The sequence below is a fragment of the Halomonas campaniensis genome (assembly GCF_014193375.1).
GTDB lineage: Bacteria > Pseudomonadota > Gammaproteobacteria > Pseudomonadales > Halomonadaceae > Halomonas > Halomonas campaniensis.
On sequence record NZ_JACHZF010000020.1, the window covers coordinates 17777 to 41398 of the forward strand.

Below are 23622 nucleotides of genomic sequence, written 5' to 3' on the forward strand. Positions count from 1 at the left end.
CACCCTGTTACAGCATCCTCCGAGGCACCATGAGCGACTTTTCTCCCGGCCAGCGCTGGATCAGCGACGGTGAGGCCGAACTCGGCCTTGGCACCATCCTCGGCGTCGACGCCCGCAGCGTCACCGTCCTCTTCGGCGCCAGCCAGGAAACCCGTACCTACAGCAGCCGCCAGGCCCCGCTCACCCGGGTGGTGTTCGGCAGCGGCGACCGCATCCGCTCCGCCGAGGGCTGGAGCCTCACCGTCGACGACACCAAGGAGGTCGGCGGCCTGGTCGTCTACATCGGCGAGGACGGCCAGGGCGAGCTGCGCGAGCTGCCCGAGGCCCAGCTGGCCGATACCATGCAGTTCGACCAGGCCCGGGACCGCCTGCTCACCGGCCAGGTCGACCGCAACGACTGGTTCGACCTGCGCTTCCGCACCCTGCACCACTTCCACCGCATCGAGCAGAACCCGGCCCTGGGCCTGGCCGGCCCGCGCATCGACCTGATCCCCCATCAGCTCTACATCGCCGACGAGGTGGCCCGCCGCCACGCCCCGCGGGTGCTGCTGGCCGACGAGGTGGGGCTGGGCAAGACCATCGAGGCGGGGCTGATCCTGCACCGCCTGCTGCTGACCGGCCGCGCCGAGCGCGCGCTGATCCTGGTGCCGGCGAGCCTCACCCACCAATGGCTGGTGGAGCTGCTGCGTCGCTTCGCCCTGGAGGTGACCCTGCTGGACGAGCAGCAGAGCCTGGCCCATGGCGATGCCAACCCCTTCGAGGCCGGCCAGCTGGTGCTGGCCAGCCAGGACTGGCTGTTCGCCAACCCCCACCGCCAGGCCCAGGCCCAGGCCTGCGACTGGGACCTGCTGATCGTCGACGAGGCCCACCACCTGGAGTGGTCCGGGGAGCTGGTGGGCCCCGGCTACGCGTGCGTGGAGCGCCTGGCCGCCGAGGTGCCCGGGCTGCTGCTGCTCACCGCCACGCCGGAGCAGATGGGGCTGGAGAGCCACTTCGCCCGGCTGCGCCTGCTCGACCCGGACCGCTACCACAGCCTGGAACGCTTCCGCGAGGAGGAGGCCCACTATGTGGAGGTGGCCGAGGCCATCGACGCCCTGGAGCGCCTGCCCGGCGATGATGCCGACCGCGCCCGGGTCGCCGCGGTGATCGACGAGCCCGACAGCCTGGCGCTGCTCGCCACCCTGGCCAACGCCGAGAGCGGCGCCGAGCAGCAGGCCGCCGCCCGCGACCAGCTGCGCGACCAGCTGCTGGACCGCCACGGCACCGGCCGGGTGATGTTCCGCAACAGCCGCCGCCACGTGGGCGGCTTCCCGGAGCGACGCCTGCACGTCACCGAGCTCGAGCCGCCCTCTTCCTACCGCCGGGTGCTGCGCCGCCTGGGGCGGGACGACGACTACCTGGACGAGCTGTTGATCGAGACCGGCCTCGACCACCCCGAGGTGCTGGTCTACCTCGACACCATGTACCGCGCCCTGGCCGACGACCCCCTCAACACCGAGCCCTGGTGGCAGTTCGACCCGCGCGTGACCTGGCTGATGGAGCGCCTGGCCGACACCGACGAGGGCGGCTTCGCCGGCGACAAGGTGCTGGTGATCGCCCACGACCGCGAGACCGCCCAGGGCCTGGCCGAGGGGCTGAGGGTGCTCGGCGGCCTGCACGCCCCGGTGTTCCACGAGGGGCTCTCGCTGGTGGAGCGCGACCGCGCCGCGGCCGCCTTCGCCGACGAGGAGGAGGGCTGCCAGGTGCTGGTCTGCTCGGAGATCGGCTCCGAGGGCCGCAACTTCCAGTTCTGCCGCCATCTGGTGATGTTCGACCTGCCGCTGCACCCGGACCAGCTGGAGCAGCGCATCGGCCGCCTGGATCGCATCGGCCAGCGCCATGCCATCGAAGTCCACGTGCCGGTGTTCACCGGCAGCCCCGGCGAGAAGCTGCTGCGCTGGTACCGGGAGGGCATGGACGCCTTCAGCGCCCCCCACGGGGTGGGCAGCGAGATCTTCGACGCCTTCGGCGATGCCCTGGCCGATGCCCTGCTCGACGACGAGAGCCTCGAGGAGGTGATCGAGGAGACCCGGGCGCTGTTCGAGAGCCGCCTCGCCGAGCGCGACGCCGGCCGCAACCGCCTGCTGGAGCTCAACGCCTGCCGCCACGAGCGGGCCGATGCCGTGGCCACGGCGATCCGCGAGCTGGACGAGGACCGCGCCCTGCCCCGCTACCTGGACCTGGCGCTGGACATCTTCGGCGTCGACAGCCACGAGCTGGGCGGCGGCATCCAGCACCTGCAGCCCAGCCCGCAGATGCTCGACGGCCTGCCCGGGCTGGCCAAGGGCGAGGAGGGCTTCTCGGCGACCTTCTCCCGCGCCCGGGCCCTGGCCCGGGACGACGTCCAGCGGCTCTCCTGGGAGCATCCGCTGCTGCGCGAGATGATGGGCCGCATCCTCGACGGCACCATGGGCAACACCGCCCTGGCGCTGCTCAGGCACCCGGCGCTGCCCGCCGGGCGGATGATGACCGAGCTGGTGTTCCGCACCCACTGCCCGGCGCCCCGGCGGCTGCACCTCAACCGCTTCCTGCCGCCCACCGCCGTGCGCGTGCTGCTCGACGAGTCCGGCGCCAACCTGACCGACAGGATCTCCTTCACCGGGCTCTCGAAGAACCTGCAGAAGGTCAAGAAGGCCATGGCCCGCGACCTGATCCGCAGCCGCCTCGAGGCGCTGCGCGAGATGCTCGACCGCGGCGAGGCCGAGGCCGAACGCGAGCTGCCCTCCATCGTCGAGGCGGCCCAGGTGCGCATGCGCGAGGCACTGGACGGTGAGCTGGCGCGCCTGGCGGCCCTGGCCCGCCACAACCCGGCGGTGCGCGACGACGAGCTCGAGGCGCTGCGCGCCGAGCGCGCCGCCCTGGACGAGGCCATCGAGGGCACCCGCCTGCGCCTGGACGCGGTGCGGGTGATCGTGACGGTGGGGGAGGAGAGCCGCTAGCCCAGGATATCCGCCAGGGCGGCCTCCAGGGTCTCGTACTCGAACCGGAAGCCGGCCTCCTGGAGGCGCTTCGGGCGCATGTCGGCGCCGGTGAGCAGCAGCCGCGACATCTCGCCGAAGGCGGTCTCCAGCACGATGGCCGGCACCGGGAAGAAGGCCGGGCGCCCCAGCTGCTTCGCCAGGGTGCGGGCGAACTCGGCATTGGTGACCGGATGGGGGGCGCTGCCGTTGAAGGGGCCCTCGAGCTCGTCGTTGTCGAGCAGGAAGAGGATCGCCCGCACCAGGTCCTCGCGGTGGATCCAGGGCATGAACTGCTCGCCGCTGCCGAAACGCCCGCCCAGGCCCAGCTTGAAGGGCGGCAGCATCTTCTGCAGGCTGCCGCCGCCGGCCTCCAGCACCAGGCCGATGCGCAGGATCGCCACCCGGGTGCTGAAGTCGGCCGCCTCCCGCGCGGTGTCCTCCCAGCGCTTGCAGAGGCGATGGGCAAATTCGTCGTGGGGCGGGGTCTGCTCGTCCACCTCGAGACTGCCCTGGTCGCCGTAGAAGCCCATCGCCGAGGCCGAGACCATCACCCGGGGTGCCCGCCCGCCGGCGGATCGGAGCTGCTCGCAGAGCATCACCAGGTCGCGGGTGATGTTGACCCGCGAGTCGATCAGGCGCTCCTTCTGCTCGTCGCTCCAGCGCCTGGCGGCGATCGACTCCCCGGCCAGGTTGACGATGGCGTCCGGCGGCGTGTCGACGAAGTCCAGCACCGAGCGGCGGATATCGGCCCCGCGGGGCAGCCGCCCCCTCACCGCCTCGGGATCACGGGACACCACCAGCAGCCGGTGACCGGCCTCGGCGAGGCTCTGGCACAGCCGCTGACCGACAAACCCGCTCCCCCCGGTGATCAGCACGCGCATCGCAACCTCCTTCCTGTCTGCCATGAGTTATACAGCTGTTGTACACTTCTGCTAGTCTAGCTGAAAACCCCCAGTGTGAGTCCGCCATGACATCCCGACCCAACCTCGACACCGCCATCATCGGGGCCGGCATCGCCGGACTGGCCTGCGCGCGGGTCCTTCACGAGGCCGGCCTGCCGGTCACCCTCCTGGAGAAGGCACGCGGTGCGGGGGGGCGGATGTCCAGCCGGCGCCTGCCCGATGCCGTGGTCGACCTCGGCGCCCAGTTCTTCAGCGTGCGCGACCCCGCGTTCGGCCGCCAGGTCGAGGCCTGGCGCCAGGCCGGCTGCGCCAGCCGCTGGCCGGAGTCGCTGTGGTCCGCCGAGGCCGCGGGCTGGCAGCGCCACCGGGACGACCGGGAACGCTTCATCGGCAGCCCGCGCATGAGCGCCGTGACCCGCCACCTGGCCGAGGGTCTGACGATCATCGCCGATACCCGCATCGAGCACCTGGAAGGCAACGCCGGCCGGTGGTGGCTGGTCGACCAGCACGGCGAGCGCCACGGTCCCTTCGCGCAGGTAGTGATCAGCGCCCCGACGCCCCAGGCCCATGCGCTGGTCGCCGCCCACGACGCCTCCCTGGCCGCGGCCTGCGAGGCGGTGATCCAGCGCCCCTGCTGGGCCGCCTGGGCACTGTTCGACGAACCGCTGCCGACGCTGCCCGGGGTGGACGACGACTGGCAGGCGGTGCGGCTCTCCCCCGGCCATGGCAGCAGCCCGCTGCGCTTCGTGACCCGCAACCACCGCAAGCCCGGCCGCGCCGACCAGGGCGAGAGCCTGAGCCTGCTGGCCCACCTCGACTGGAGCGAGGCGCGCCTGGAGGACAGCCCCGAGACGGCGGCGGAGGCGCTCTTCGACGCCTTCCAGCGCGCCCTGCCCGGCGGCCTCGCGCTGCCCGAGCCCCGCGAGCTGGGGGCCCACCGCTGGCGCTACGCCCAGCCGGATGTCTTTGCCGGCGGCGAGCCGGTCAACCTCGACTACCGCCGCTCGGCCAGCGGCCTGGCACTGTGCGGCGACGGCTGGCGGGGCCCGCGGGTCGAGGATGCCTGGCTCTCGGGCCACCACCTCGGCGAGGCCCTGCTGGCCGACGCCTCCTGACACCTTCTGCGACGGGAGACCCCCATGAGCGACGCCCAACCCCCTTACGTCCCGGCCCCGCGGGCCCATGGCGCCAGCGCCCCCCTCGGGCGAGCCCCCTTCGAACGCGTTCACGCGGTCCCGGCGACCAGGCTCGTCGAGCAGGCCGGGGAGTCCCGAGTCTCATGAGCGAGCAGGCACCCCACACCGGCGAAACGCCGCTCTACCCGATCCGCGAGGTGTCGCGGCTCACCGGCGTCAACTCGGTGACGCTGCGGGCCTGGGAGCGTCGCTACGGGCTGATCAAGCCCCAGCGCACGCCCAAGGGGCATCGCCTCTACGCCCGCGAGGACATCGAGCGGGTGGAGCAGATCCTGCAGTGGCTCAACCGCGGCGTGCCGGTAAGCCAGGTCCGCGAGCTGCTCGACCGCCCCGAGGCGAGCGAGGCGCCGCCCCCCGATGCCAGCGACTGGCCGAGCCAGCGCGCCCAGCTGGTCGCCGCGGTGGAGTCGCTGGACCAGAATCGCCTGGAGACCCTGTTCAGCCAGTCGCTGGCCCTCTATCCGGTGCCGGTGTGCATCGGCGAGCTCTGGGAGCCGGTGATCCGCGAGCTGGAGGAGCGCTGGGGGGACCGCCTCGGCGACACCCTGCAGCGGCGCAGCCTGGAGGCCTTCCTGCGCACCCGCATCGGTACCCGGCTGTTCCATGCCAATGCGCAGTCGGCCGGGCCCACCCTGCTGGTGGTGCCGCTGCCCGACGACGCCGGCCCGCTGTGGGGGCTGCTGGCGGCGCTCGCCGCCAGCGACCGCGGCTACCGGGTGCAGCTGTTCGACGCCCCGCTGCCCTTCGGCGAGCTGCCCCTGGCCATCGAGCACTTCCGCGCCGGCGCGCTGCTGCTGGCCGGCGGCCAGGCCGGCAAGGCCGACCTGGTGCGGCGCCAGCTGCCGCGCCTGGCCGAGCAGCTGGCCGTGCCGGTGGGCCTGTGCGGCCCGGTAGCGCGGATTCGCGCCGCGGAGCTGGCCGAGACCCGGGTCGAGGTGCTGGGCGACGACCTGGGCCAGGCCGTGGGCCGGCTGCAGACCCTCGTGCCCAGCGCCTGACCTGGAGCCGCCATGCCCCTCTCCCTCGTCTGGTTTCGCAACGACCTGCGCCTCGCCGACCATCGCGCCCTGGCGGCCGCCGCCCGGCAGGGGCCGTTGGTGGCCGTCCATCTGCGCGCCCTGCCCCACTGGCGGCGCCACGGCCACGGCGCCAACCAGCTGGACTTCCGGGCCCGCGGCCTGGCCGCCCTGAAGGAGGGCCTCGAGGGCCTCAACATCCCGCTGCTGCATCGCGACATCGACGACTTCGCCGAGGCCCCCGACGCGCTGCTGGCCCTGGCCCGGGAGACCGGTGCCGAGGCCCTGCACTTCAACCACGAGTACCCGCTGGACGAGGTGCGCCGCGACCGCGCCGTGGTCGAGGCCTTCGACGCGGCCGGCCTCGCCGCCACCGGCCACCATGACGCCGTGGCCTTCGCCCCCGGGGAGCTGCTCACCGGCAAGGGCGACTACTACGGCGTGTTCACCCCCTTCGCCAGGGCCTGGCACCGCCGGCTCACCCCCGAGCGCCTGGCGCTGAGCGACACGCCCGCGCCCCAGGCGCCGCTGCCGATCGCGTCCGACCCGCTGCCCGAGCTCCCCGAGGGGGAGGAGGCACCCATCGACGGTCGCCAGTGGCCCGCCGGCGAGGGCCCGGCCGCCGACCGCCTGGAGCGCTTCCTGCGCTTCCGCGGTCGCCACTACGCCGCGCAGCGGGATCTCCCGGCGATCCGCGGCACCAGCGAGCTCTCGCCCTACCTGGCGCTGGGCATGATCTCCCATCGCCAGTGCCTGCAGGCGGTGCTGGCCGAGAACGACGGCCGCCTGGCCGAGGGCGATGCGGGGCTCACCGCCTGGGTCAACGAGCTGGTGTGGCGGGAGTTCTACCGCCACGTGGCCTTCGGCTTCCCCCGGGTCTGCCGCCATCGCGCCTTCCAGGCCCACACCGAGGCGCTGGCCTGGCGCGACGACGAGGCGGGCTTCGCGGCCTGGTGCGAGGGGCGTACCGGGTATCCCATCGTCGACGCGGCCATGCGCCAGCTGGTCGCCACCGGGTGGATGCACAACCGCCTGCGCATGATCACCGCCATGTTCCTCAGCAAGCACCTGTTGATCGACTGGCGGCGCGGCGAGGCCTTCTTCCTGCGCCACCTGGTGGACGGCGAGTTCTGCGCCAACAACGGTGGCTGGCAGTGGGCCGCCTCCACCGGCACCGACGCGGCCCCCTACTTCCGCATCTTCAACCCGACCACCCAGTCGACTCGCTTCGACCCCGACGGCCGCTTCATCGCCGAATGGCTGCCCGAGCTCGCCGGCCTGCCGGCGAAGGCCCGCCATGCCCCGCCCCGCGACCTGGCGAGTGGCATCGACTACCCGCCGCCCATCGTCGACCACCGGGCGGCCCGCCAGCGCGCCCTCGACGCCTTCAAGGCCCTGGCGCGGGACTGACCCCGCCACACCGACCGGAGGAACCGCCCATGCACCGGGACCCGGAGCTGGAGGCCTTCTGCGCCTTCTTCAATAAGCTGGACAAGAGCTGTACAAGAAAGCTTTACGAGTTCTATACTGACGACGTTGTCTTCACCGACCCGCTGCACCGGGTGGAGGGCGCCAGGGCGCTGGAGGCCTACTTCTCGACCCTGTACGAAAACGTGACATCGTGCCGTTTCACCTTTCACCACGGGCAGCGCAGCGGGCAGGACGCCTTCGTCACCTGGACCATGCAGCTGGTCCATCCGCGCCTCGACCGGGGCCGGGAGATCGAGGTGCCGGGGTGCTCCCACCTGCAGTTCGCCGCCGACGGCAGCGGCAAGGTGGCCCGCCACCGCGACTACTTCGACGCCGGTGCCATGCTCTACGAGCGCCTGCCGCTGCTGGGCGGGGCGATACGGCTGGTGAAGCGACAGCTGGACGGATAGCGCCCGACCGATTCGACCACAGCCGGCGGGCCGGGAGCGCCCCACCCCCACAGGAGGCCGCATGACCGCATCGCGCGACACCCAACGCATCTGGCTGACCGGCGCCACCTCGGGCATCGGCCGCGCCCTGGCGCTGCGCCTGCTGGAGCAGGGCCACCGGGTGGCACTGAGCGCCCGCAGCGAGTCGGCGCTGGCCGAGCTGGCCGAGGGCCACGACAACGCCCTGACGCTGCCGCTGGACGTGGCCGACCGCGCGGCGGTGCAGCGCGCCGGGGAGCGGCTCGCCGAGGCCTTCGGCGGGCTGGACCTGGTGATCCTCAATGCCGGCACCTGCGAGTACCTGGACGCCCGGGACTTCGACATGGCCCTGGTGGAGCGGGTCTTCGCCCCCAACTTCTTCGGCGCCCTGCACGGCGTCGAGGCGGCCCTGCCGCTGCTGCGCCGGGCCCGGGCCGAGGGCGGCAGGCCGCTGATCGCGGCCACCTCCAGCGCCGCGGCCTACGTGCCGCTGCCGCGCGCCGAGGCCTACGGCGCCTCCAAGGCGGCGCTCAGCCACTTCATGGAGTCGCTGCGCCTGGACCTGCACGCCGAAGGCATCGACGTCAGCCTGATCCACCCGGGCTTCGTCGAGACCCCGCTCACCGACCGCAACGACTTCGCCATGCCCCTGCGCATCAGCGCCGACGCCGCCGCCGAGGCGATCCTCCGCGGCCTGGCCAGGCGCCGCCTGGACATCCACTTCCCGCGCCGCTTCACCCTGCTGGTGAAGCTGATGGGCATCCTGCCCCCGGCCCTGCGCTTCCGGCTGGGCCTGCGCATGACCCGGCAACAGCCCGCCCCGGAGGCCACGCCATGACCGCCCCCTTCTCGCCGCCGCCCTCCCGGGGCGGCGCCGCCCCCCGCATCGCCGTGATCGGCAGCGGCATCGGCGGCATGGCCGCCGCCTGGTACCTCTCCGGCCGCTACCGGGTCACCCTGTTCGAGGCGGAGTCGCGCCTCGGCGGCCACACCGCCACCGTGGACGTGGAGCTCGAGGGTCGCCACTACGCCATCGACACCGGCTTCATCGTCTTCAACGACTGGACCTACCCCCACTTCCAGCGGCTGCTGGCGCGCCTCGGGGTGGCCACCCAGCCCACCGAGATGAGCTTCTCGGTCCACGAGACGGCCCGCGACTTCGAGTACAACGGCCATACCCTGGCGAGCCTGTTCGCCCAGCGCCGCAACCTGCTGCGCCCGAGCTTCCACCGCCTGCTGCGCGACATCCTGCGCTTCAACCGCGAGACCACCCGGGCGCTGGAGGACGGCAGGCTCGACCCGTCCATGACACTGGGCGCCTGGCTGGATGCCAACGGCTTCGGCGCCGACTTCCAGCGCCACTACCTGCTGCCCATGGGGGCGGCGATCTGGTCGGCCAGCATCCGCGACCTGCGCGACTTCCCGCTGCTTTTCTTCGTGCGCTTCTTCCGTCACCACGGCCTGCTCTCGGTCAACGACCGGCCCCAGTGGCACACCCTGGTCGGCGGCTCGCGAAGCTACATCCCGGCGCTGACCGCGCCCTACGCCGGACGCATCCGGCTGGCCACCCCGGTCCACGGCATCCGCCGCCATGCCGACCGGGTCGAGGTGCGAAGCGATGCCGGCGTCGAGGCCTTCGACCAGGTGGTGCTGGCCTGTCACGCCGACCAGTCGCTGGCGCTGCTCGAGGACCCCACGGCGGCGGAGCGCGAAGTGCTCGGCGCCCTGCCCTACCAGGACAACGAGGTGGTGCTGCACACCGACACCCGGCTGCTGCCGCGTCGCCGGCGCGCCTGGGCGAGCTGGAACTACCGCCTCGACGGCCGCGACGAGGCCTCTAGGGTCTCGGTGACCTACGACATGAATATCCTGCAGCGCATCGAGTCTCCGCACACCTTCTGCGTGACCCTCAACGACAGCGACGCCATCGCCCCGGAGAAGGTGCTCGGCCGCTATACCTATGCCCACCCCCAGTTCACCCTGGCCGGCGAGGCGGCCAAGGCGCGCCACGGCGAGATCTCCGGGCCGGAGCGGCGCACCCACTACTGCGGCGCCTACTGGCGCAACGGCTTCCATGAGGACGGGGTGTGGAGCGCGCTGCGCGTCGCCCGGGCGCTGGGCTGTGACGAGGGGGGCGCCCCGGCCGAGCCGGCCACCGCCGGCGTGGTCGCCGACGAGGACGTCCCGGCATGATCGCGGCCCCCCGCTCGCGGATCTACCGCGGCAGCCTGGCCCACCGCCGCTTCGTGCCGCGGACCCACGCCTTCACCTACGGGGTGTGGATGGCCTGGCTCGACCTCGACGAGCTGCCCGAGCTGTTCGACCGGGTGCCCGGCTTCAGCGCCCGGCGCCCCGCCCTGGCGCGCTTCCGGCGCGAGGACTACCTCGCCCCCCTCGACCGGCCGCTGAAGCAGGCGGTGCGCGAAGAACTGACGCGCCGGCTCGGCTTCGCCCCGGAGGGACGCATCTGCGTGCTGACCCAGCTGCGCACCCTCGGCGTGGGCTTCAACCCGGTCTCCCTCTACTACGCCTTCGATGCCCAGGGCGAGCTGCGCGCCGTGCTCGGCGAGGTGACCAACACCCCCTGGGGCGAGCGGGCCTGCTATGCCTGTGCTGTGGCGCCGGAGCGCCATGCCCATGTGGCCGAGTTCGACAAGGCCATGCATGTCTCGCCCTTCAACCCCATGGACATGACCTACCGCTGGCGCTTCAACACCCCCGGCGAGCGGCTGATGATGCAAATGGAGACCTGGCAGGCGGGCGAGCGGCACTTCGACGCCACCCTGACCCTGACGGCCCGGCCGGCCACCCGCGGCACCCTGGTGGGCACCCTGGCCCGCCAGCCGTGGATGAGCCTGAAGACCCTGGCCGGCATCCACTTCGAGGCGCTGCGCCTGTGGCTCAAGCGCGTGCCGATCCACGACCACCCCGGCCCCGCCCCGAGATCCCGTAAGGAGAGTTCGTCGTGAACACCCTACGCTCTGCTAGCACCACCCCTCCCCTGTCAGACGATGCCGACCGGATGACCCGCTGGGTCCGCCCCCGGCTGCTGTCCCAGCTCGAGCGGCTGGAGGGCGGCCAGATCACCCTGATCGAGGGGCACCGCCGGCACCGGCTAGGCCAGGGCGGCCCGCTGACGGTCACCCTGGTGGTGCGCAACAGCCGCGCCTGGAAGCGCGTGGCGCTCGGCGGCACCGTGGGCGCCGCGGAGGCCTACATGGACGGCGACTGGGACGCCGACGACCTGGTGGCGCTGGTGCGCCTGATGGCCGCCAATCTCGAACGTGTCAACGGCGAGCTGGAGAACGGCCCGGCGCGGCTGGGGCGCTGGCTGCTGGCCGGCCTCTACCGCCTGCAGCGCAACAGCCTCAAGGGCTCGCGGCGCAACATCTCGGCCCACTACGACATCGGCAACGACCTCTTCGCCACCTTCCTGGACCGGCAGCACTGGATGTACTCCAGCGCGGTCTTCCCCCACGCCGAGGCGAGCCTGGAGGAGGCCTCCACCTTCAAGCTGGACATCATGCTGGACCGGCTCGACGTGCGCGCCGAGCACCACCTGCTGGAGATCGGCACCGGCTGGGGCGGGCTGGCGATTCACGCGGCGAAGACTCGCGGCTGCCGGGTCACCACCACCACCATCTCCGAGGAGCAGTACGCCCACACCGCGCGGCGCATCGAGGAGGAGGGGCTGGGCGACCGCATCACTCTGCTGAAGCAGGACTATCGGGAACTGGAGGGCCGCTACGACCGGCTGATCTCGGTGGAGATGATCGAGGCGGTGGGCCACCAGTACCTGGACACCTACCTGACCACCCTCGATCGGCTGCTGACCGATGACGGCCAGGCGATGCTGCAGGCGATCACCATCCGCGACCAGCGCTTCGAGGCCGCCAAACGCGAGATGGACTTCATCAAGCGCTACATCTTCCCGGGCGGTTTCCTGCCCTCCCACCACGCCATCCTGCGCGGGCTCACCCGGCATACCTCGCTCAACGTGGTGGCCCTGGATGAGATCGGCCTGCACTACGCCCGGACCCTGCGCGAGTGGCGCCACCGCTTCGAGGCGAGCCTGGAGACGGTGCGCGGCCTGGGCTACGACGAGCGTTTCATCCGCATGTGGCGCTACTACCTCTGCTACTGCGAGGGGGGCTTCCTGGAGCGCACCATCGGCACCTGCCACCTGCTGCTGGCCAAGCCCGGCGCCCGCCCCGCGCCGCTCTCCGGCGCGGTGTGAGGCGCACCGCGATGTTCCGGGCACTGCGCGATCCCGACACTCGTCGCCTGCTGGCCAACCTGGCCGCCTTCCAGGCAGGCTGGTTCGCCTGCGTGCTGGGCGGCTCGCTGATCGGGGTGCTGGCCGCCGCCGCCATCCTGGCCCTGCACCTGCGCTGGCAGGCGAGGCCCGGGGAGTGGCGCTGGCTGGGCGGCTTCGCCGGCCTGGGCCTGCTGGTCGACGGCGGCCTGGCACTGGCCGGCGGCTTCGACTTCGGCGACGCACCGCTCGCCCTCGGGGTGCTGCCGCTCTGGCTGTGGCTGCTCTGGCCGCTGTTCGCCACCCTGCTCCACCACTCCCTGTCCTGGCTCTGGCAGCGCCCCTGGCTGGCGGTGCTGGGGGGCGCCACCAGCGGGCCCTCCTCCTACCTGGCAGGCGCCCACCTGGCCGGCGTCGATCTCGCCCCCTGGCTACTGCCGGTGCAGTCGCTGGCCTGGGCGCTCATCTGCCTGGCGCTATGCCGACGCCTCGGCCGCCTGCCGGCCACTGTCGTCGGCCGTGCTGGCTGACGCTGCCTCGCGCCAGGCACTCTCCAGCGACTCCGGCGGCTCGGGCCGGGCATAGAGGAACCCCTGCACCAGGGCGCAGCCCTCGGCGACCAGGAAGTCCCGCTGCGCCTCGGTCTCGACCCCCTCGGCAATCACCTCCAGGTCGAGCCCGCGGGCCATGGCCAGCACCGCGCTGACGATGGCCGCATCGGCCCGGTCACCGGGCAGGGCCATGATGAAGGCGCGGTCGAGCTTGAGCTTGTCCAGCGGAAGCTTCTTCAGGTAGCCCAGCGAGGAGTAGCCGGTGCCGAAGTCATCGATGGCGATGGGATGGCCGCGCTCGCGAAGGGCGCCGAGCCGCGGGGCGATGTCGCCGGCCCGCTCGTCGAGCAGCACCGACTCGGTGATCTCCAGGCCCAGCTGACGGGCTGAGACCCGGTGGCGGGCCAGGCCGGCGGCCAGGGCGGCCTCCAGCTCCCCCTGGAACATCTGCAGGGCCGAGACATTGATCCAGAGCGGCACCTCGGGCATACCCAGCTGGCGCCAGCGGGCCAGCCGCGAGAGCGCCTCATCGATCACCCAGTTGCCCAGCGAGACCATCAGCCCGTGACGCTCGGCCAGGGGAATGAAGTCGCCCGGCGAGATCAGGCCGTCCCGTGGATGGCGCCAGCGCAGCAGCGCCTCCCAGCCCACCAGGCTGCCGTCGGCCAGGCGGTGCTGGGCCTGGTAGTGAAGCTCCAGCTGGGTGCCCGACGCCAGGGCGTTGCGCAGGTCGTTGACCAGGCCCAGCTGCGGGCTCTCCTGCACGTCCAGTGCCGGGCGGAACCGCTGGCTATGGTTGCGGCCATGCCGCTTGGCGGTATAGAGGGCCGACTCCAGACGCTGGAAGAGCACCCCGGACTCGCGTCCGTCCTCCGGGGCCCGGCAGCTGCCGATGGTCAGGCCGAGCCGCAGTGAGTGGCCCTGCAGTTCGAAGGGTCCACCGAGATGCTCCTGCAGCCCGGCCACCCAGCGGTCGTGGTCGTCGAAGGTGGTGGTGCGGATCACCAGGAACTCGTCGCCCCCCAGCCGCCCCACCACGCCACCGGCCACATGGCCGGCCAGCCGTTGCCCGAAGCGCGCCAGCAGCCGATCGCCGGTTTCCACACCGAAGCCGTCATTGATCGCCTTGAAGCCATCGATGTCGATCAGAGCCATGTCGAGGCTCTCCCCGGCACGCATGTGGCGCAGGCGGGAGTCGAGCAGGTCGTGAAGGCGACGCCGGTTGGGCAGGCCGGTCAGGGGATCCTCGAAGCCGATCCGCCGCAGGTCGCGTTCGCGCGCCTTGTGCATGGAGATGTCGGTGAACAGGCAGACATGGTGCGTCACCCGCCCGGCGGGGTCGCTGACGGCCCGCACCCTCAGCCACTCCGGGTACTCGTCACCGTGCTTGCGTCGGTTCCAGATCTCCCCTTCCCAGCGCCCGCTCGCCTGGAGGGTCTGCCAGTAACGTTCGAAGAAGGCGCTGTCGTGGCGCGGGGAAGAAAGCGAGGTGGCATTGAGGCCGCGCACCTCGTCGGCGCTGTAGCCGGTGATGCGGGTGAAGGCCGGGTTGACCGCCAGGATCCGGTTGGCGGCATCGGTGATGATCACGCCATCCTCGGACAGCGCCAGGGCATCCTGGCCCAGGCGCGCTCGCTGGTGCTCGAGCCGGACTTGCCGCCAGGCATCCAGCAGGCCCAGGGCCACCAGGCTCATCGCCACCAGGCGCAGCGTGATGTCGGGCAGCCAGACGCTGGCCGAGAGGGAGGCGAGTCCGACCCAGAGCAGGGGGCGATTCAGGGAGAAGGATGGCCACATGGGAACAGGCTCGATCGTGGAGGCTTGGGAAGACACCGGGCAGCGCGCGGGCTTCCGCTCTATCCTGCTATCGGCAGCCCGCCGGGGAACTGTAACCCGGAACCCCCGCCCGGCGTGCATTCACCGTTCGCGAACAGTAGACTAGGCGAAGTCGTCCGGCGGCAGTGACCGCTGCCGCCCGGGACGAACAACAACTTCGACTCTCGGAATGACCCAGTGACCAAGCAACACTCCTTTGATCGCGAAGAACTGCTGGCCTGCTCGCGCGGCGAGCTGTTCGGCCCCGGCAACGCCCAACTGCCGGCTCCCAACATGCTGATGCTCGATCGCATCACGCGCATCTACGAGGACGGCGGTGACAACGGCAAGGGCGAGCTGATCGCCGAGCTGGATATCCACCCCGACCTGTGGTTCTTCGAGTGCCACTTCCCCGGCGACCCGGTGATGCCCGGCTGCCTGGGCCTGGACGCCATGTGGCAGCTGGTGGGCTTCTACCTCGGCTGGCTCGGTCACCCGGGCCGTGGCCGGGCGCTGGGCTGCGGTGAGGTCAAGTTCACCGGCCAGATCCTGCCCGACGCCAAGAAGGTCACCTACCGGATCAACATCAAGCGCATCATCACCCGGCGCCTGATCCTGGGCATCGCCGACGGCACCGTGTCGGTCGACGGCCGTGACATCTACCAGGCCAATGACCTGCGCGTCGGCCTGTTCACCTCCACCGCGAATTTCTGATCAGGAGGCTCCCATGCGACGAGTGGTAGTCACTGGCCTGGGCATCGTGTCCTGCCTGGGCAACGACCGGCAGCAGGTTCTCGAGGCGCTCAGGGAAGGGCGCTCCGGCATTCGCTTCAAGGAGGAGTACGCCGAGCGCGGCTTCCGCAGCCAGGTGGCCGGCTCGGTGGACATCGACCTGGACGCGCTGATCGACCGCAAGCTGCGACGCTTCATGGGCGATGCCGCCGCCTACGCCTACGTCTCCATGGCCCAGGCCATCGAGGACTCGGGGCTGGCCCCGGAGATGGTCTCCAGCGAGCGCACCGGCCTGATCGCCGGCTCCGGCGGCGCCTCCAGCGCCAACCAGGTGGAAGCCGCCGACGTGATGCGCGAGAAGGGCCTGCGCCGCGTCGGCCCCTACCGCGTGACCCGCACCATGGGCAGCACCGTCTCCGCCTGCCTGGCCACGCCGTTCAGGATCAAGGGGGTCAACTACTCGATCTCCTCGGCCTGCGCCACCTCCGCCCACTGCATCGGCAACGCCATGGAGCAGATCCAGATGGGCAAGCAGGACGTGGTCTTCGCCGGCGGCGGCGAGGAGGAGCACTGGACCCTCTCCTGCCTGTTCGACGCCATGGGGGCGCTCTCCACCCACTACAACGACACCCCCGAGAAGGCCTCCCGCCCCTATGACCAGGCCCGCGACGGCTTCGTCATCGCCGGCGGCGGCGGCATGCTGGTGCTCGAGGAGCTGGAGCACGCCAGGGCACGCGGCGCGAAGATCTACGCGGAGGTGGTGGGCTACGGCGCCACCTCGGACGGCCACGACATGGTCGCCCCCTCCGGGGAGGGCGCGGTGCGCTGCATGCGCCAGGCCATGGCCACGGTGGACGGCAAGATCGACTACATCAACACCCACGGCACCTCCACGCCGGTGGGCGACGTGGCCGAGCTCAAGGCGATCCGCGAGGTGTTCGGCAACACCACCCCGGCCATGAGCTCCACCAAGTCGCTGACCGGCCACTCCCTGGGCGCCACCGGCGTGCAGGAGGCGATCTACTCGCTGCTGATGATGGAGAACGACTTCATCGCCGCCTCGGCCAACGTCGAGACCCTCGACGAGCAGGCCGACGGCTTCGATATCGTCACCCAGCGTCGCGACGGCGTGAAGGTCGAGCGCGTGCTCTCCAACAGCTTCGGCTTCGGCGGCACCAACGCCTGCCTGGTGCTGGAGAAGTTCCGCGACTGACCCGTCGCACTGAAAGCCGCAACGCAAGAGGCGCCCCAGGTGGGCGCCTCTTGCGTTGCGGGGGCGGCCAGCGTCAGGCCAGGGGCTTCTCGGTGGCCGGCGGGGCAGCCGTGGCCGGGCGCGGCACCTCGGAGATCTCGGCCAGCCGGGCCTCGATCCAGGCCTCCACGTCGACCAGCACCTCCTCCGGCGAGCGCCCCTCCGTCTGGATGGGCTCGCCCACGACCAGCGACAGGCGCCCCGGGTTCTTGACCCAGTGCCGTCCCGGCCAGCGTTCGCCGGCATTGTGGGCCACCGGCAGCACCGGCACCCCGGCGCGGCAGGCGATCACCGCCCCGCTCTTGTTGTAGCGGCGGCGATGCCCCGGCGCGACCCGGGTGCCCTCGGGGAAGATCAGCACCGAGAGCCCCTCCTCGAGGCGGGACTTGCCCTGGGTGAGCACCTGCTTCATGGCCCGGGCCGGCCGGGAGCGATCCAGGGCGATGGGGTGCAGCAGCCGCAGCCCCCAGCCGAACAGAGGGATCCGCAGCAGCTCCTGCTTGAGCACGGTGCATACCGGAGGATGGAGCAGCTGCAGGTAGACGGTCTCCCACTCGCACTGGTGGTTGGCCAGGATCACGCAGGGGCCGGGCGGCAGTCGCTCGAGCCCCCGCATCTCGTAGCGCACCCCGCAGGTCCAGCGGAACCACGCGATGATGAAGTGGTTGTAGAGATTGAGCAGCCGGTAGCGGTGGCGCAGCGGCAGCAGCGGTGCCACCGGCAGGAACAGCACGCCGCAGACCAGCATGGCCAGGAAGTAGCCGACATAGAAGAGCAGGCTGCGCAGGACATTCATGGGCGTGTCTCGTCCTCCCTCTCGGGCCGGCAGGCCTCGTTGGCCTGGCACCAGGCATCGAGCATCCGCCCCACCTCCAGCCGCCAGGGCTTCTGGTGCACGCCGAACACCTCGAGCACGCGGCGACAGTTGAGCACCCGGCGCAGGGGATGGTCGTGGTGGTGGTGCAGCGCCTTGACGCTGCCCAGCTCACGGTGGTCCCCGCGCCCCTCAAGCCGCGTGGCCAGCTGGGTGCGCACCACGGAGATGAAGGTGTAGACGCTGATCGGCTCGGTGCCGGCCAGGTGGTAGCTGCCCCAGGCCCCGGCGCCGCAGTGCTGCTGCTGGAGCATGCCGATGAGCGCCATGGCCACGGCGTCCGCCGAGGTGGGGCAGCAGGTCACGTCCGACTCGCCGCGCAGCTCCTCGCCCACCACCAGGGTATCGATCAGCTCGCCCAGCCAGGCGTGACTGCCCTCCAGGGCAAACAGCGGGCCCAGGCGGACGATCAGGTGCTGCGGGTACTCGGCTCGGATGCGGTCGCCGGTGGCCACCAGGCGGCGCAGGCTCTCGTCACGGGGGCGCGGGATGACGTGCTCGTCGATGGGCTCGGCGAAGCCGTCCTCGTAGAGCTGGTCGGAGACGCACCAGACGAGCGGCACCCCGGCGGCGCGACAGGCCTCCATGCAGCGTTCCACCGCCTCGGCATGGGCGGTCACCGCCGCCGGCGTGGCGCGAATCGGCCGCGCCAGCGGCGGAATCACCAGGGCATCCGGGGCCAGCGCCTCCAGCTGTTCGGAGGACAGCTCGAGTCCCTCCTCGATGACCAGCTCGGTATCGGTACGCCGGTTGGCTTCCCGGGCCAGCGCCAGGCTCAGGCAGTGGCCGGCATCCAGTATCAGCAGCTTCACTCAACCTCCTTGCGCAGCCGGCTGGCGTCGACGATGCGACGGCCCGTCAGAACGGGATCTCGTCGTCGAAGTCGTCGAAGCTGCCGGGGTCCGGGGCGCCATAGTTGCCACCCTGCTGGGGGCGTCCCGGCTGCTGGCCCGGCTGCTGGCCCCCCTGGGCCGGCGGCTGCTGCGGGGCCGGGCGCTGCGGCTGGCCGCCGAAGCCCCCCCCCTGCGGGGCCTGTCCACCGCCGAAGCCGCCGCCCTGCTGGGGCGCATTACCGTAGCCGCCCTGGGGCTGGCCGCCATGGCCGCCGCCCTGGGACGCACCGCCGCCCTGGAAGTCGCCGCCGCTGCGCGAGTCGAGCATCTGCATGTCATTGACGACGATCTCGGTGCTGAAGCGGTCCTGGCCGTCCTGCCCCTGCCACTTGCGGGTCTGGAGGCGACCCTCGACGTAGATGCGCGAGCCCTTCTTGAGGTACTGCTGGGCGATCTCGGCCAGCTTGTTGAACATCACCAGGGTGTGCCACTCGGTGCGCTCCTGGCGCTGGCCGCTCTGGCGGTCCATCCAGGTATCGGTGGTGGCCAGGCGCAGGTTGGCGACCGGGGCACCGGAGGGCAGGAAGCGCACCTCGGGATCCTGCCCGAGGTTGCCGATGAGAATGACCTTGTTGACGCCGCGGGCCATGATGGACTCCTTGCTGTCATGAATGGGTGTGCAGGCCAGGCCTGCCAGGTGGCGCCGGGGGCGCCCTGTCTCATGGCGGCGCGCTCAGGCGCCGCGATTGTTTCCCGTGTCGATCAGTCGCGCCAGGGCCTCCTCGTCGAGGCGCTGGCGATCCACCTTGAGGTAGGCGAGCCGCTCCTCGGGCACCACCAGCACGTCCTCGACCCCGGCCACCTCGGCGAAGCGGGCCATCAGGGTGTCCAGGGCATCGCCGTGGTGATCGCCGTCGAGGGCCACCACCTCGCTTGCCAGGTGCGGCGGCGAGGCCATGCCGGCCATCAGTGCCAGCCACACCAGGCCGAGCAGGGCGCAGCCGAGGAACACCGCCGACAGCCCCCACTGCTGGGCCAGGAAGCCGCCCAGCACGCCGCCCAGGAAGGCGCCCAGGAACTGCCCGGTGGAGTAGACCCCCATCGCCGTGCCCTTGGCCCCCGCCGGCGCCAGCTTGCTGAGCATCGACGGCAGCGTCGCCTCCAGCAGGTTGAAGGCGACGAAGAACAGCAGCAGCCAGCCGAACAGGCTCCACAGCCCGCTGCCCAGGCCGGCCAGCCCCCCCAGGCTGAGGGTGATGGCGGCAATCGCCGAGAGGCACATCGCCTTCATCTGCCGGCGCTTCTCGGCCAGGATCACCAGCGGCACCATGGCGGCGAAGGCCAGCAGCATGACGCCCAGGTAGGTGAGCCCGTGGCGCTCCACGGCGACCCCCGCCTCGAGCAGCCGGAACGGCACCGCCACGAAGATCGCCATCAGGATCAGGTGGAGGGCGAAGATCGACAGGTCCAGGCGCAGCAGGTCACGGCGGCCCAGGGTGGCGCCGAGCTGCGCCCGGTCGATGCCCACGTCGCGATGCTGCAGCCGACGCGGCGCCGGCGGCACCAGCTTCCACAGTACCACGAGCCCGGCGCCGGCCAGCAACGCGGTGAACCAGAATACCGCCGAGAGGCCGAAGGCGGCGGCCAGCCAGGGCCCGAGCACCATGGCCACGGCGAAGGCCACGCCGATGGAGAGCCCGATGGTGGCCATGGCCGCGGTGCGTACCTGCTCGCGGGTCTGGTCGGCGAGCAGCGCCATGATGGCCGCGGCCACCGCCCCGCTGCCCTGCAGGCAGCGCCCGAGGATCACCCCGCCGATGGTGTCGGCCTGGGCGGCCACCACGCTGCCCGCCAGGAACAGCAGCAGCCCCGCGGCGATCACCGGCTTGCGGCCGAGGCGGTCGGAGAGCACGCCGAAGGGAATCTGCAGCACGGCCTGGGTCAGCCCGTAGACGCCCAGCGCCAGCCCCACCAGCAGCGGGGTGGCGCCGGCCAGGTCGTCGGCATAGAGGGCCAGGACCGGCAGCACCATGAACAGGCCCAGCATGCGGGTGGCATAGAGCCCGGCGAGCCCGGTGATGGCGCGTCGCTCGGTGGCGAGGAGCAGTCCAGAGACCTTGCGCATAGAGAGTACGGTATTCCATGGACGGGCGCGGCGCACCCTTGGGTGGATCGCATATTCTAGCGGCTCGCCACCACCCAGGGAAAGCCGCGCCCGGGCGGCGCTTTGCCGCCGCCGGGAGCGGACCCGTATAATCGAGCTTTTGCCGCGCGCTCGAGGTGGGAATGGACAGGATTCTGGTCAGGGGTGCCCGCACCCACAACCTGAAGAACATCGATGTCGAGCTGCCCCGCGACAAGCTGATCGTGGTGACCGGGCTGTCCGGCTCCGGCAAGTCGTCGCTGGCCTTCGATACCCTCTACGCCGAGGGCCAGCGCCGCTACGTGGAATCGCTCTCCACCTACGCCCGGCAGTTCCTATCGATGATGGAGAAGCCCGACGTCGACCATATCGAGGGGCTGTCGCCGGCGATCTCCATCGAGCAGAAGTCCACCTCCCACAACCCCCGCTCCACCGTGGGCACCATCACCGAGATCTACGACTACCTGCGCCTGCTCTACGCCCGCGCCGGCACCCCGCGCTGCCCCGAGCATGGCGAGGACCTCGAGGCCCAGACCGTCTCGCAGATGGTCGACCAGGTGCTGGCCCTGCCCGAGGGCAGCAAGCTGATGCTGCTGGCCCCGGTGGTAAAGGGCCGCAAGGGCGAGCACCTGCAGCTGCTCGCCGAGCTGCGCGCCCAGGGCTTCGTGCGCGCCATGGTCGACGGCCAGGTGCTCGAGCTCGACGACATCGCCCCGCTGGACAAGAACAAGAAGCACGACATCAGCGTGGTGGTGGATCGCATCAAGGTCCGCGAGGGGCTGGCCCAGCGCCTGGCGGAGTCGTTCGAGACCGCCCTCAACCTGGCCGACGGCATCGCCATGGTCCACTTCATGGACGGCGAGCAGGAGGACATCGCCTTCTCGGCGCGCTTCGCCTGCCCGGTGTGCGGCTACTCCATCGCCGAGCTCGAACCGCGGATGTTCTCCTTCAACAACCCGGCCGGTGCCTGCCCCAGCTGCGATGGCCTGGGTGTCCAGCAGTTCTTCGATCCGGACAAGCTGATCAGCCACCCGGCGCTGTCCCTGGCCGAGGGGGTGATCAAGGGGTGGGATCGCCGCAGCGTCTACTACTTCAACCAGCTGCAGGCGGTGGCCGACCACTACCGCTTCACCCTCGAGACCCCCTGGCAGGAACTGGCCCGACACGAGCGCGAGATCATCCTGCACGGCAGCGGCAGCGACGAGATCGGCTTCCACTACGTCAACGACCGCGGCCGCAAGGTGACCCGCCAGCACCCCTTCGAGGGGGTGCTGCCCAACATGCAGCGCCGCTATCGCGAGACCGAGTCCAACATGGTGCGCGAGGAGCTGGCCCGCTATATCGCAACCCACGCCTGCCCGGCGTGCGAGGGCAGCCGGCTGCGCAAGGAGTCGCGCCACGTCTTCATCGACGACCGCCCGCTGCCGGCCCTCGTCCACCTGCCCATCGGCGAGGCCTGGAGCTACTTCAAGGCCCTGGAGCTGCCGGGACGCCGCGGCGAGATCGCCGTGAAGATCATCAACGAGATCCACGCCCGGCTGGAGTTCCTGGTCAACGTGGGGCTCGACTACCTGACCCTGGAGCGCAGCGCCGAGACCCTCTCCGGCGGCGAGGCCCAGCGCATCCGGCTGGCCAGCCAGATCGGCGCCGGCCTGGTGGGCGTGATGTACATCCTCGACGAGCCCTCCATCGGCCTGCACCAGCGCGACAACGACCGCCTGCTCAAGACCCTCGAGCACCTGCGCGGCCTGGGCAACACGGTGATCGTGGTGGAGCACGACGAGGAGGCCATCCGCGCCGCTGACCACGTGCTCGACATCGGGCCCGGGGCCGGCGTCCACGGCGGCCGGGTGGTCGCCCAGGGCACTCCCGAGGAGGTGATGGCGACCCCCGAGTCGCTCACCGGCCAGTACCTGGCCGGCACCCGCCGCATCGAGGTCCCGCCCTGGCGCATCCCCGGCAACCCGGAGAAGGTGCTGCGCCTGACCGGCGCCCGCGGCAACAACCTGCAGGACGTGACCCTCGAGCTCCCGCTGGGCCTGTTCATCTGCGTCACCGGGGTCTCCGGCTCCGGCAAGTCCACGCTGATCAATTCGACGCTGATGCCCATCGCCGCCCGGGAGCTGAACCACGCCACCAGCCTGACCCCGGCCCCCCATGACGGCATCGAAGGGCTGGAACAGCTCGACAAGGTCATCGACATCGACCAGAGCCCGATCGGGCGCACCCCGCGCTCCAACCCGGCCACCTACACCGGCATCTTCACGCCGATCCGCGAGATCTTCGCCGGCACCCAGGAGGCGCGCTCCCGGGGCTACAAGCCGGGGCGCTTCTCGTTCAACGTCAAGGGCGGGCGCTGCGAGGCGTGCCAGGGCGAGGGGATGATCAAGGTGGAGATGCACTTCCTGCCGGACATCTACGTGCCCTGCGATGTCTGCAAGGGCAAGCGCTACAACCGCGAGACCCTGGAGATCCAGTACAAGGGCAGGACCATCGACGAGGTGCTGGGGATGACCGTGGAGGAGGCGCTGGAATTCTTCAGCCCGGTACCGGCCATCGCCCGCCGCCTGCAGACCCTGCTCGATGTCGGCCTCTCCTACATCCGCCTGGGGCAGAGCGCCACCACCCTCTCCGGCGGCGAGGCCCAGCGCGTCAAGCTGGCCCGCGAGCTGGCCAAGCGCGACACCGGCAAGACGCTCTATATCCTCGACGAACCCACCACCGGGCTGCACTTCGAGGACATCCGCCAGCTGCTCACCGTGCTGCACCGCCTGCGCGACCACGGCAACACCATCGTGGTGATCGAGCACAACCTGGGCGTGATCAAGACCGCCGACTGGCTGGTCGACCTCGGCCCCGAGGGCGGCTCCGGCGGCGGGCGGATCATCGCCGAGGGCACGCCCGAGCAGGTCGCGAAGATGGAGGCCTCCCATACCGGGCGCTTCCTCCGGCCGCTGCTGGAGCGGGCCGAGCACAGCAAGAAAAAGGCTGAAAGCGTCAACTGATACCCCAGAGGCGAGCGGCGCCGGGGGCAGGCCTGGAGGGGGTCCTACGCCAGGGATGGCGTCGGTAGCGCCCAGGGAGGGGTTCACAGCGCCCCCGCTCAGGCCTGTCGCCGGAAAAGCCGCAGATTCAGCCCACTCACCTGAACCCCTC

Annotated in this window: 19 protein-coding genes; 13 read left to right on the forward strand and 6 right to left on the reverse strand. The window is 71.3% G+C overall.

Annotated features, from left to right (window positions below):
• Nucleotides 1-29: 29 nt before the first annotated feature.
• Nucleotides 30-2978 carry an RNA polymerase-associated protein RapA gene (rapA, locus tag BDK63_RS13585; RefSeq protein WP_183332866.1) on the forward strand — a complete coding sequence of 983 codons (2949 nt, stop codon included), beginning with the start codon at nt 30-32 and terminating at the stop codon, nt 2976-2978.
• Here the strand turns inward: rapA and BDK63_RS13590 are convergent.
• Complete coding sequence (locus BDK63_RS13590) at nt 2975-3880, reverse strand: TIGR01777 family oxidoreductase (RefSeq protein WP_183332868.1); 906 nt, start codon at nt 3878-3880, stop codon at nt 2975-2977. The genes rapA and BDK63_RS13590 overlap by 4 nt on opposite strands.
• 86 nt (nt 3881-3966) lie before the next feature.
• Between BDK63_RS13590 and BDK63_RS13595 the strand changes: the two genes are divergently transcribed.
• The 9 genes from BDK63_RS13595 (at nt 3967) to BDK63_RS13635 (ending at nt 12796) form a co-directional block, all read left to right on the forward strand.
• On the forward strand, nt 3967-5016 hold the full coding sequence (locus BDK63_RS13595) for an NAD(P)/FAD-dependent oxidoreductase (RefSeq protein ID WP_183332870.1): 1050 nt from the start codon (nt 3967-3969) through the stop codon (nt 5014-5016).
• A 164-nt stretch (nt 5017-5180) separates the two neighbouring features.
• Nucleotides 5181-6095: a MerR family transcriptional regulator gene (locus BDK63_RS13600; protein WP_183332872.1), complete on the forward strand. Its 915-nt coding sequence runs from the start codon at nt 5181-5183 to the stop codon at nt 6093-6095.
• Between the two features lie 12 nt (nt 6096-6107).
• Nucleotides 6108-7523, forward strand: coding sequence for a deoxyribodipyrimidine photo-lyase (gene phrB, locus BDK63_RS13605; RefSeq protein ID WP_183332874.1), 1416 nt, complete (start codon nt 6108-6110; stop codon nt 7521-7523).
• A gap of 29 nt (nt 7524-7552) precedes the next feature.
• Nucleotides 7553-7993 carry a nuclear transport factor 2 family protein gene (locus BDK63_RS13610; RefSeq protein ID WP_183332876.1) on the forward strand — a complete coding sequence of 147 codons (441 nt, stop codon included), beginning with the start codon at nt 7553-7555 and terminating at the stop codon, nt 7991-7993.
• A gap of 61 nt (nt 7994-8054) precedes the next feature.
• Nucleotides 8055-8849 carry an SDR family NAD(P)-dependent oxidoreductase gene (locus BDK63_RS13615; protein ID WP_183332878.1) on the forward strand — a complete coding sequence of 265 codons (795 nt, stop codon included), beginning with the start codon at nt 8055-8057 and terminating at the stop codon, nt 8847-8849.
• A complete protein-coding gene (locus tag BDK63_RS13620; RefSeq protein ID WP_183332880.1) occupies nt 8846-10204 on the forward strand; it encodes an NAD(P)/FAD-dependent oxidoreductase in 1359 nt (452 codons plus the stop codon). Before BDK63_RS13615 ends, BDK63_RS13620 begins: the two co-directional genes overlap by 4 nt.
• A complete protein-coding gene (locus tag BDK63_RS13625; protein WP_183332882.1) occupies nt 10201-10980 on the forward strand; it encodes a DUF1365 domain-containing protein in 780 nt (259 codons plus the stop codon). The genes BDK63_RS13620 and BDK63_RS13625 overlap by 4 nt, the downstream gene beginning before the upstream one ends.
• 53 nt (nt 10981-11033) lie before the next feature.
• Nucleotides 11034-12248 carry a class I SAM-dependent methyltransferase gene (locus tag BDK63_RS13630; RefSeq protein WP_221202631.1) on the forward strand — a complete coding sequence of 405 codons (1215 nt, stop codon included), beginning with the start codon at nt 11034-11036 and terminating at the stop codon, nt 12246-12248.
• 11 nt (nt 12249-12259) lie between these two features.
• The gene (locus tag BDK63_RS13635; protein ID WP_183332886.1) at nt 12260-12796 is read left to right on the forward strand and encodes a DUF2878 family protein; all 537 of its coding nucleotides are present in this window, start codon (nt 12260-12262) and stop codon (nt 12794-12796) included.
• Here the strand turns inward: BDK63_RS13635 and BDK63_RS13640 are convergent.
• The gene (locus BDK63_RS13640; protein WP_183332888.1) at nt 12743-14614 is read right to left on the reverse strand and encodes a putative bifunctional diguanylate cyclase/phosphodiesterase; all 1872 of its coding nucleotides are present in this window, start codon (nt 14612-14614) and stop codon (nt 12743-12745) included. The genes BDK63_RS13635 and BDK63_RS13640 overlap by 54 nt on opposite strands.
• A gap of 216 nt (nt 14615-14830) precedes the next feature.
• Here BDK63_RS13640 and fabA point away from each other — a divergent pair, with 216 nt between their 5' ends.
• The gene (gene fabA / locus BDK63_RS13645) at nt 14831-15346 is read left to right on the forward strand and encodes a 3-hydroxyacyl-[acyl-carrier-protein] dehydratase FabA (RefSeq protein ID WP_183332890.1); all 516 of its coding nucleotides are present in this window, start codon (nt 14831-14833) and stop codon (nt 15344-15346) included.
• Between the two features lie 13 nt (nt 15347-15359).
• Nucleotides 15360-16577 (forward strand): beta-ketoacyl-ACP synthase I, encoded by a 1218-nt coding sequence (gene fabB / locus BDK63_RS13650; RefSeq protein ID WP_183332892.1) that lies wholly within the window; start codon nt 15360-15362, stop codon nt 16575-16577.
• A gap of 73 nt (nt 16578-16650) precedes the next feature.
• Here fabB and BDK63_RS13655 read toward each other — a convergent pair whose 3' ends face one another.
• The 4 genes from BDK63_RS13655 to BDK63_RS13670 form a co-directional block, all read right to left on the reverse strand.
• Complete coding sequence (locus BDK63_RS13655; RefSeq protein WP_183332894.1) at nt 16651-17412, reverse strand: lysophospholipid acyltransferase family protein; 762 nt, start codon at nt 17410-17412, stop codon at nt 16651-16653.
• Nucleotides 17409-18302 (reverse strand): sugar nucleotide-binding protein, encoded by an 894-nt coding sequence (locus tag BDK63_RS13660; protein ID WP_183332896.1) that lies wholly within the window; start codon nt 18300-18302, stop codon nt 17409-17411. Before BDK63_RS13660 ends, BDK63_RS13655 begins: the two co-directional genes overlap by 4 nt.
• A 46-nt stretch (nt 18303-18348) precedes the next feature.
• Nucleotides 18349-18972, reverse strand: coding sequence for a single-stranded DNA-binding protein (ssb, locus tag BDK63_RS13665; protein ID WP_221202629.1), 624 nt, complete (start codon nt 18970-18972; stop codon nt 18349-18351).
• A gap of 84 nt (nt 18973-19056) precedes the next feature.
• Entirely contained in the window at nt 19057-20448 is a 1392-nt protein-coding gene (locus BDK63_RS13670) for an MFS transporter (RefSeq protein ID WP_183332898.1), read from the reverse strand.
• Between the two features lie 161 nt (nt 20449-20609).
• Between BDK63_RS13670 and uvrA the strand changes: the two genes are divergently transcribed.
• Entirely contained in the window at nt 20610-23471 is a 2862-nt protein-coding gene (gene uvrA, locus BDK63_RS13675; protein WP_183332900.1) for an excinuclease ABC subunit UvrA, read from the forward strand.
• Nucleotides 23472-23622 lie beyond the last annotated feature (151 nt).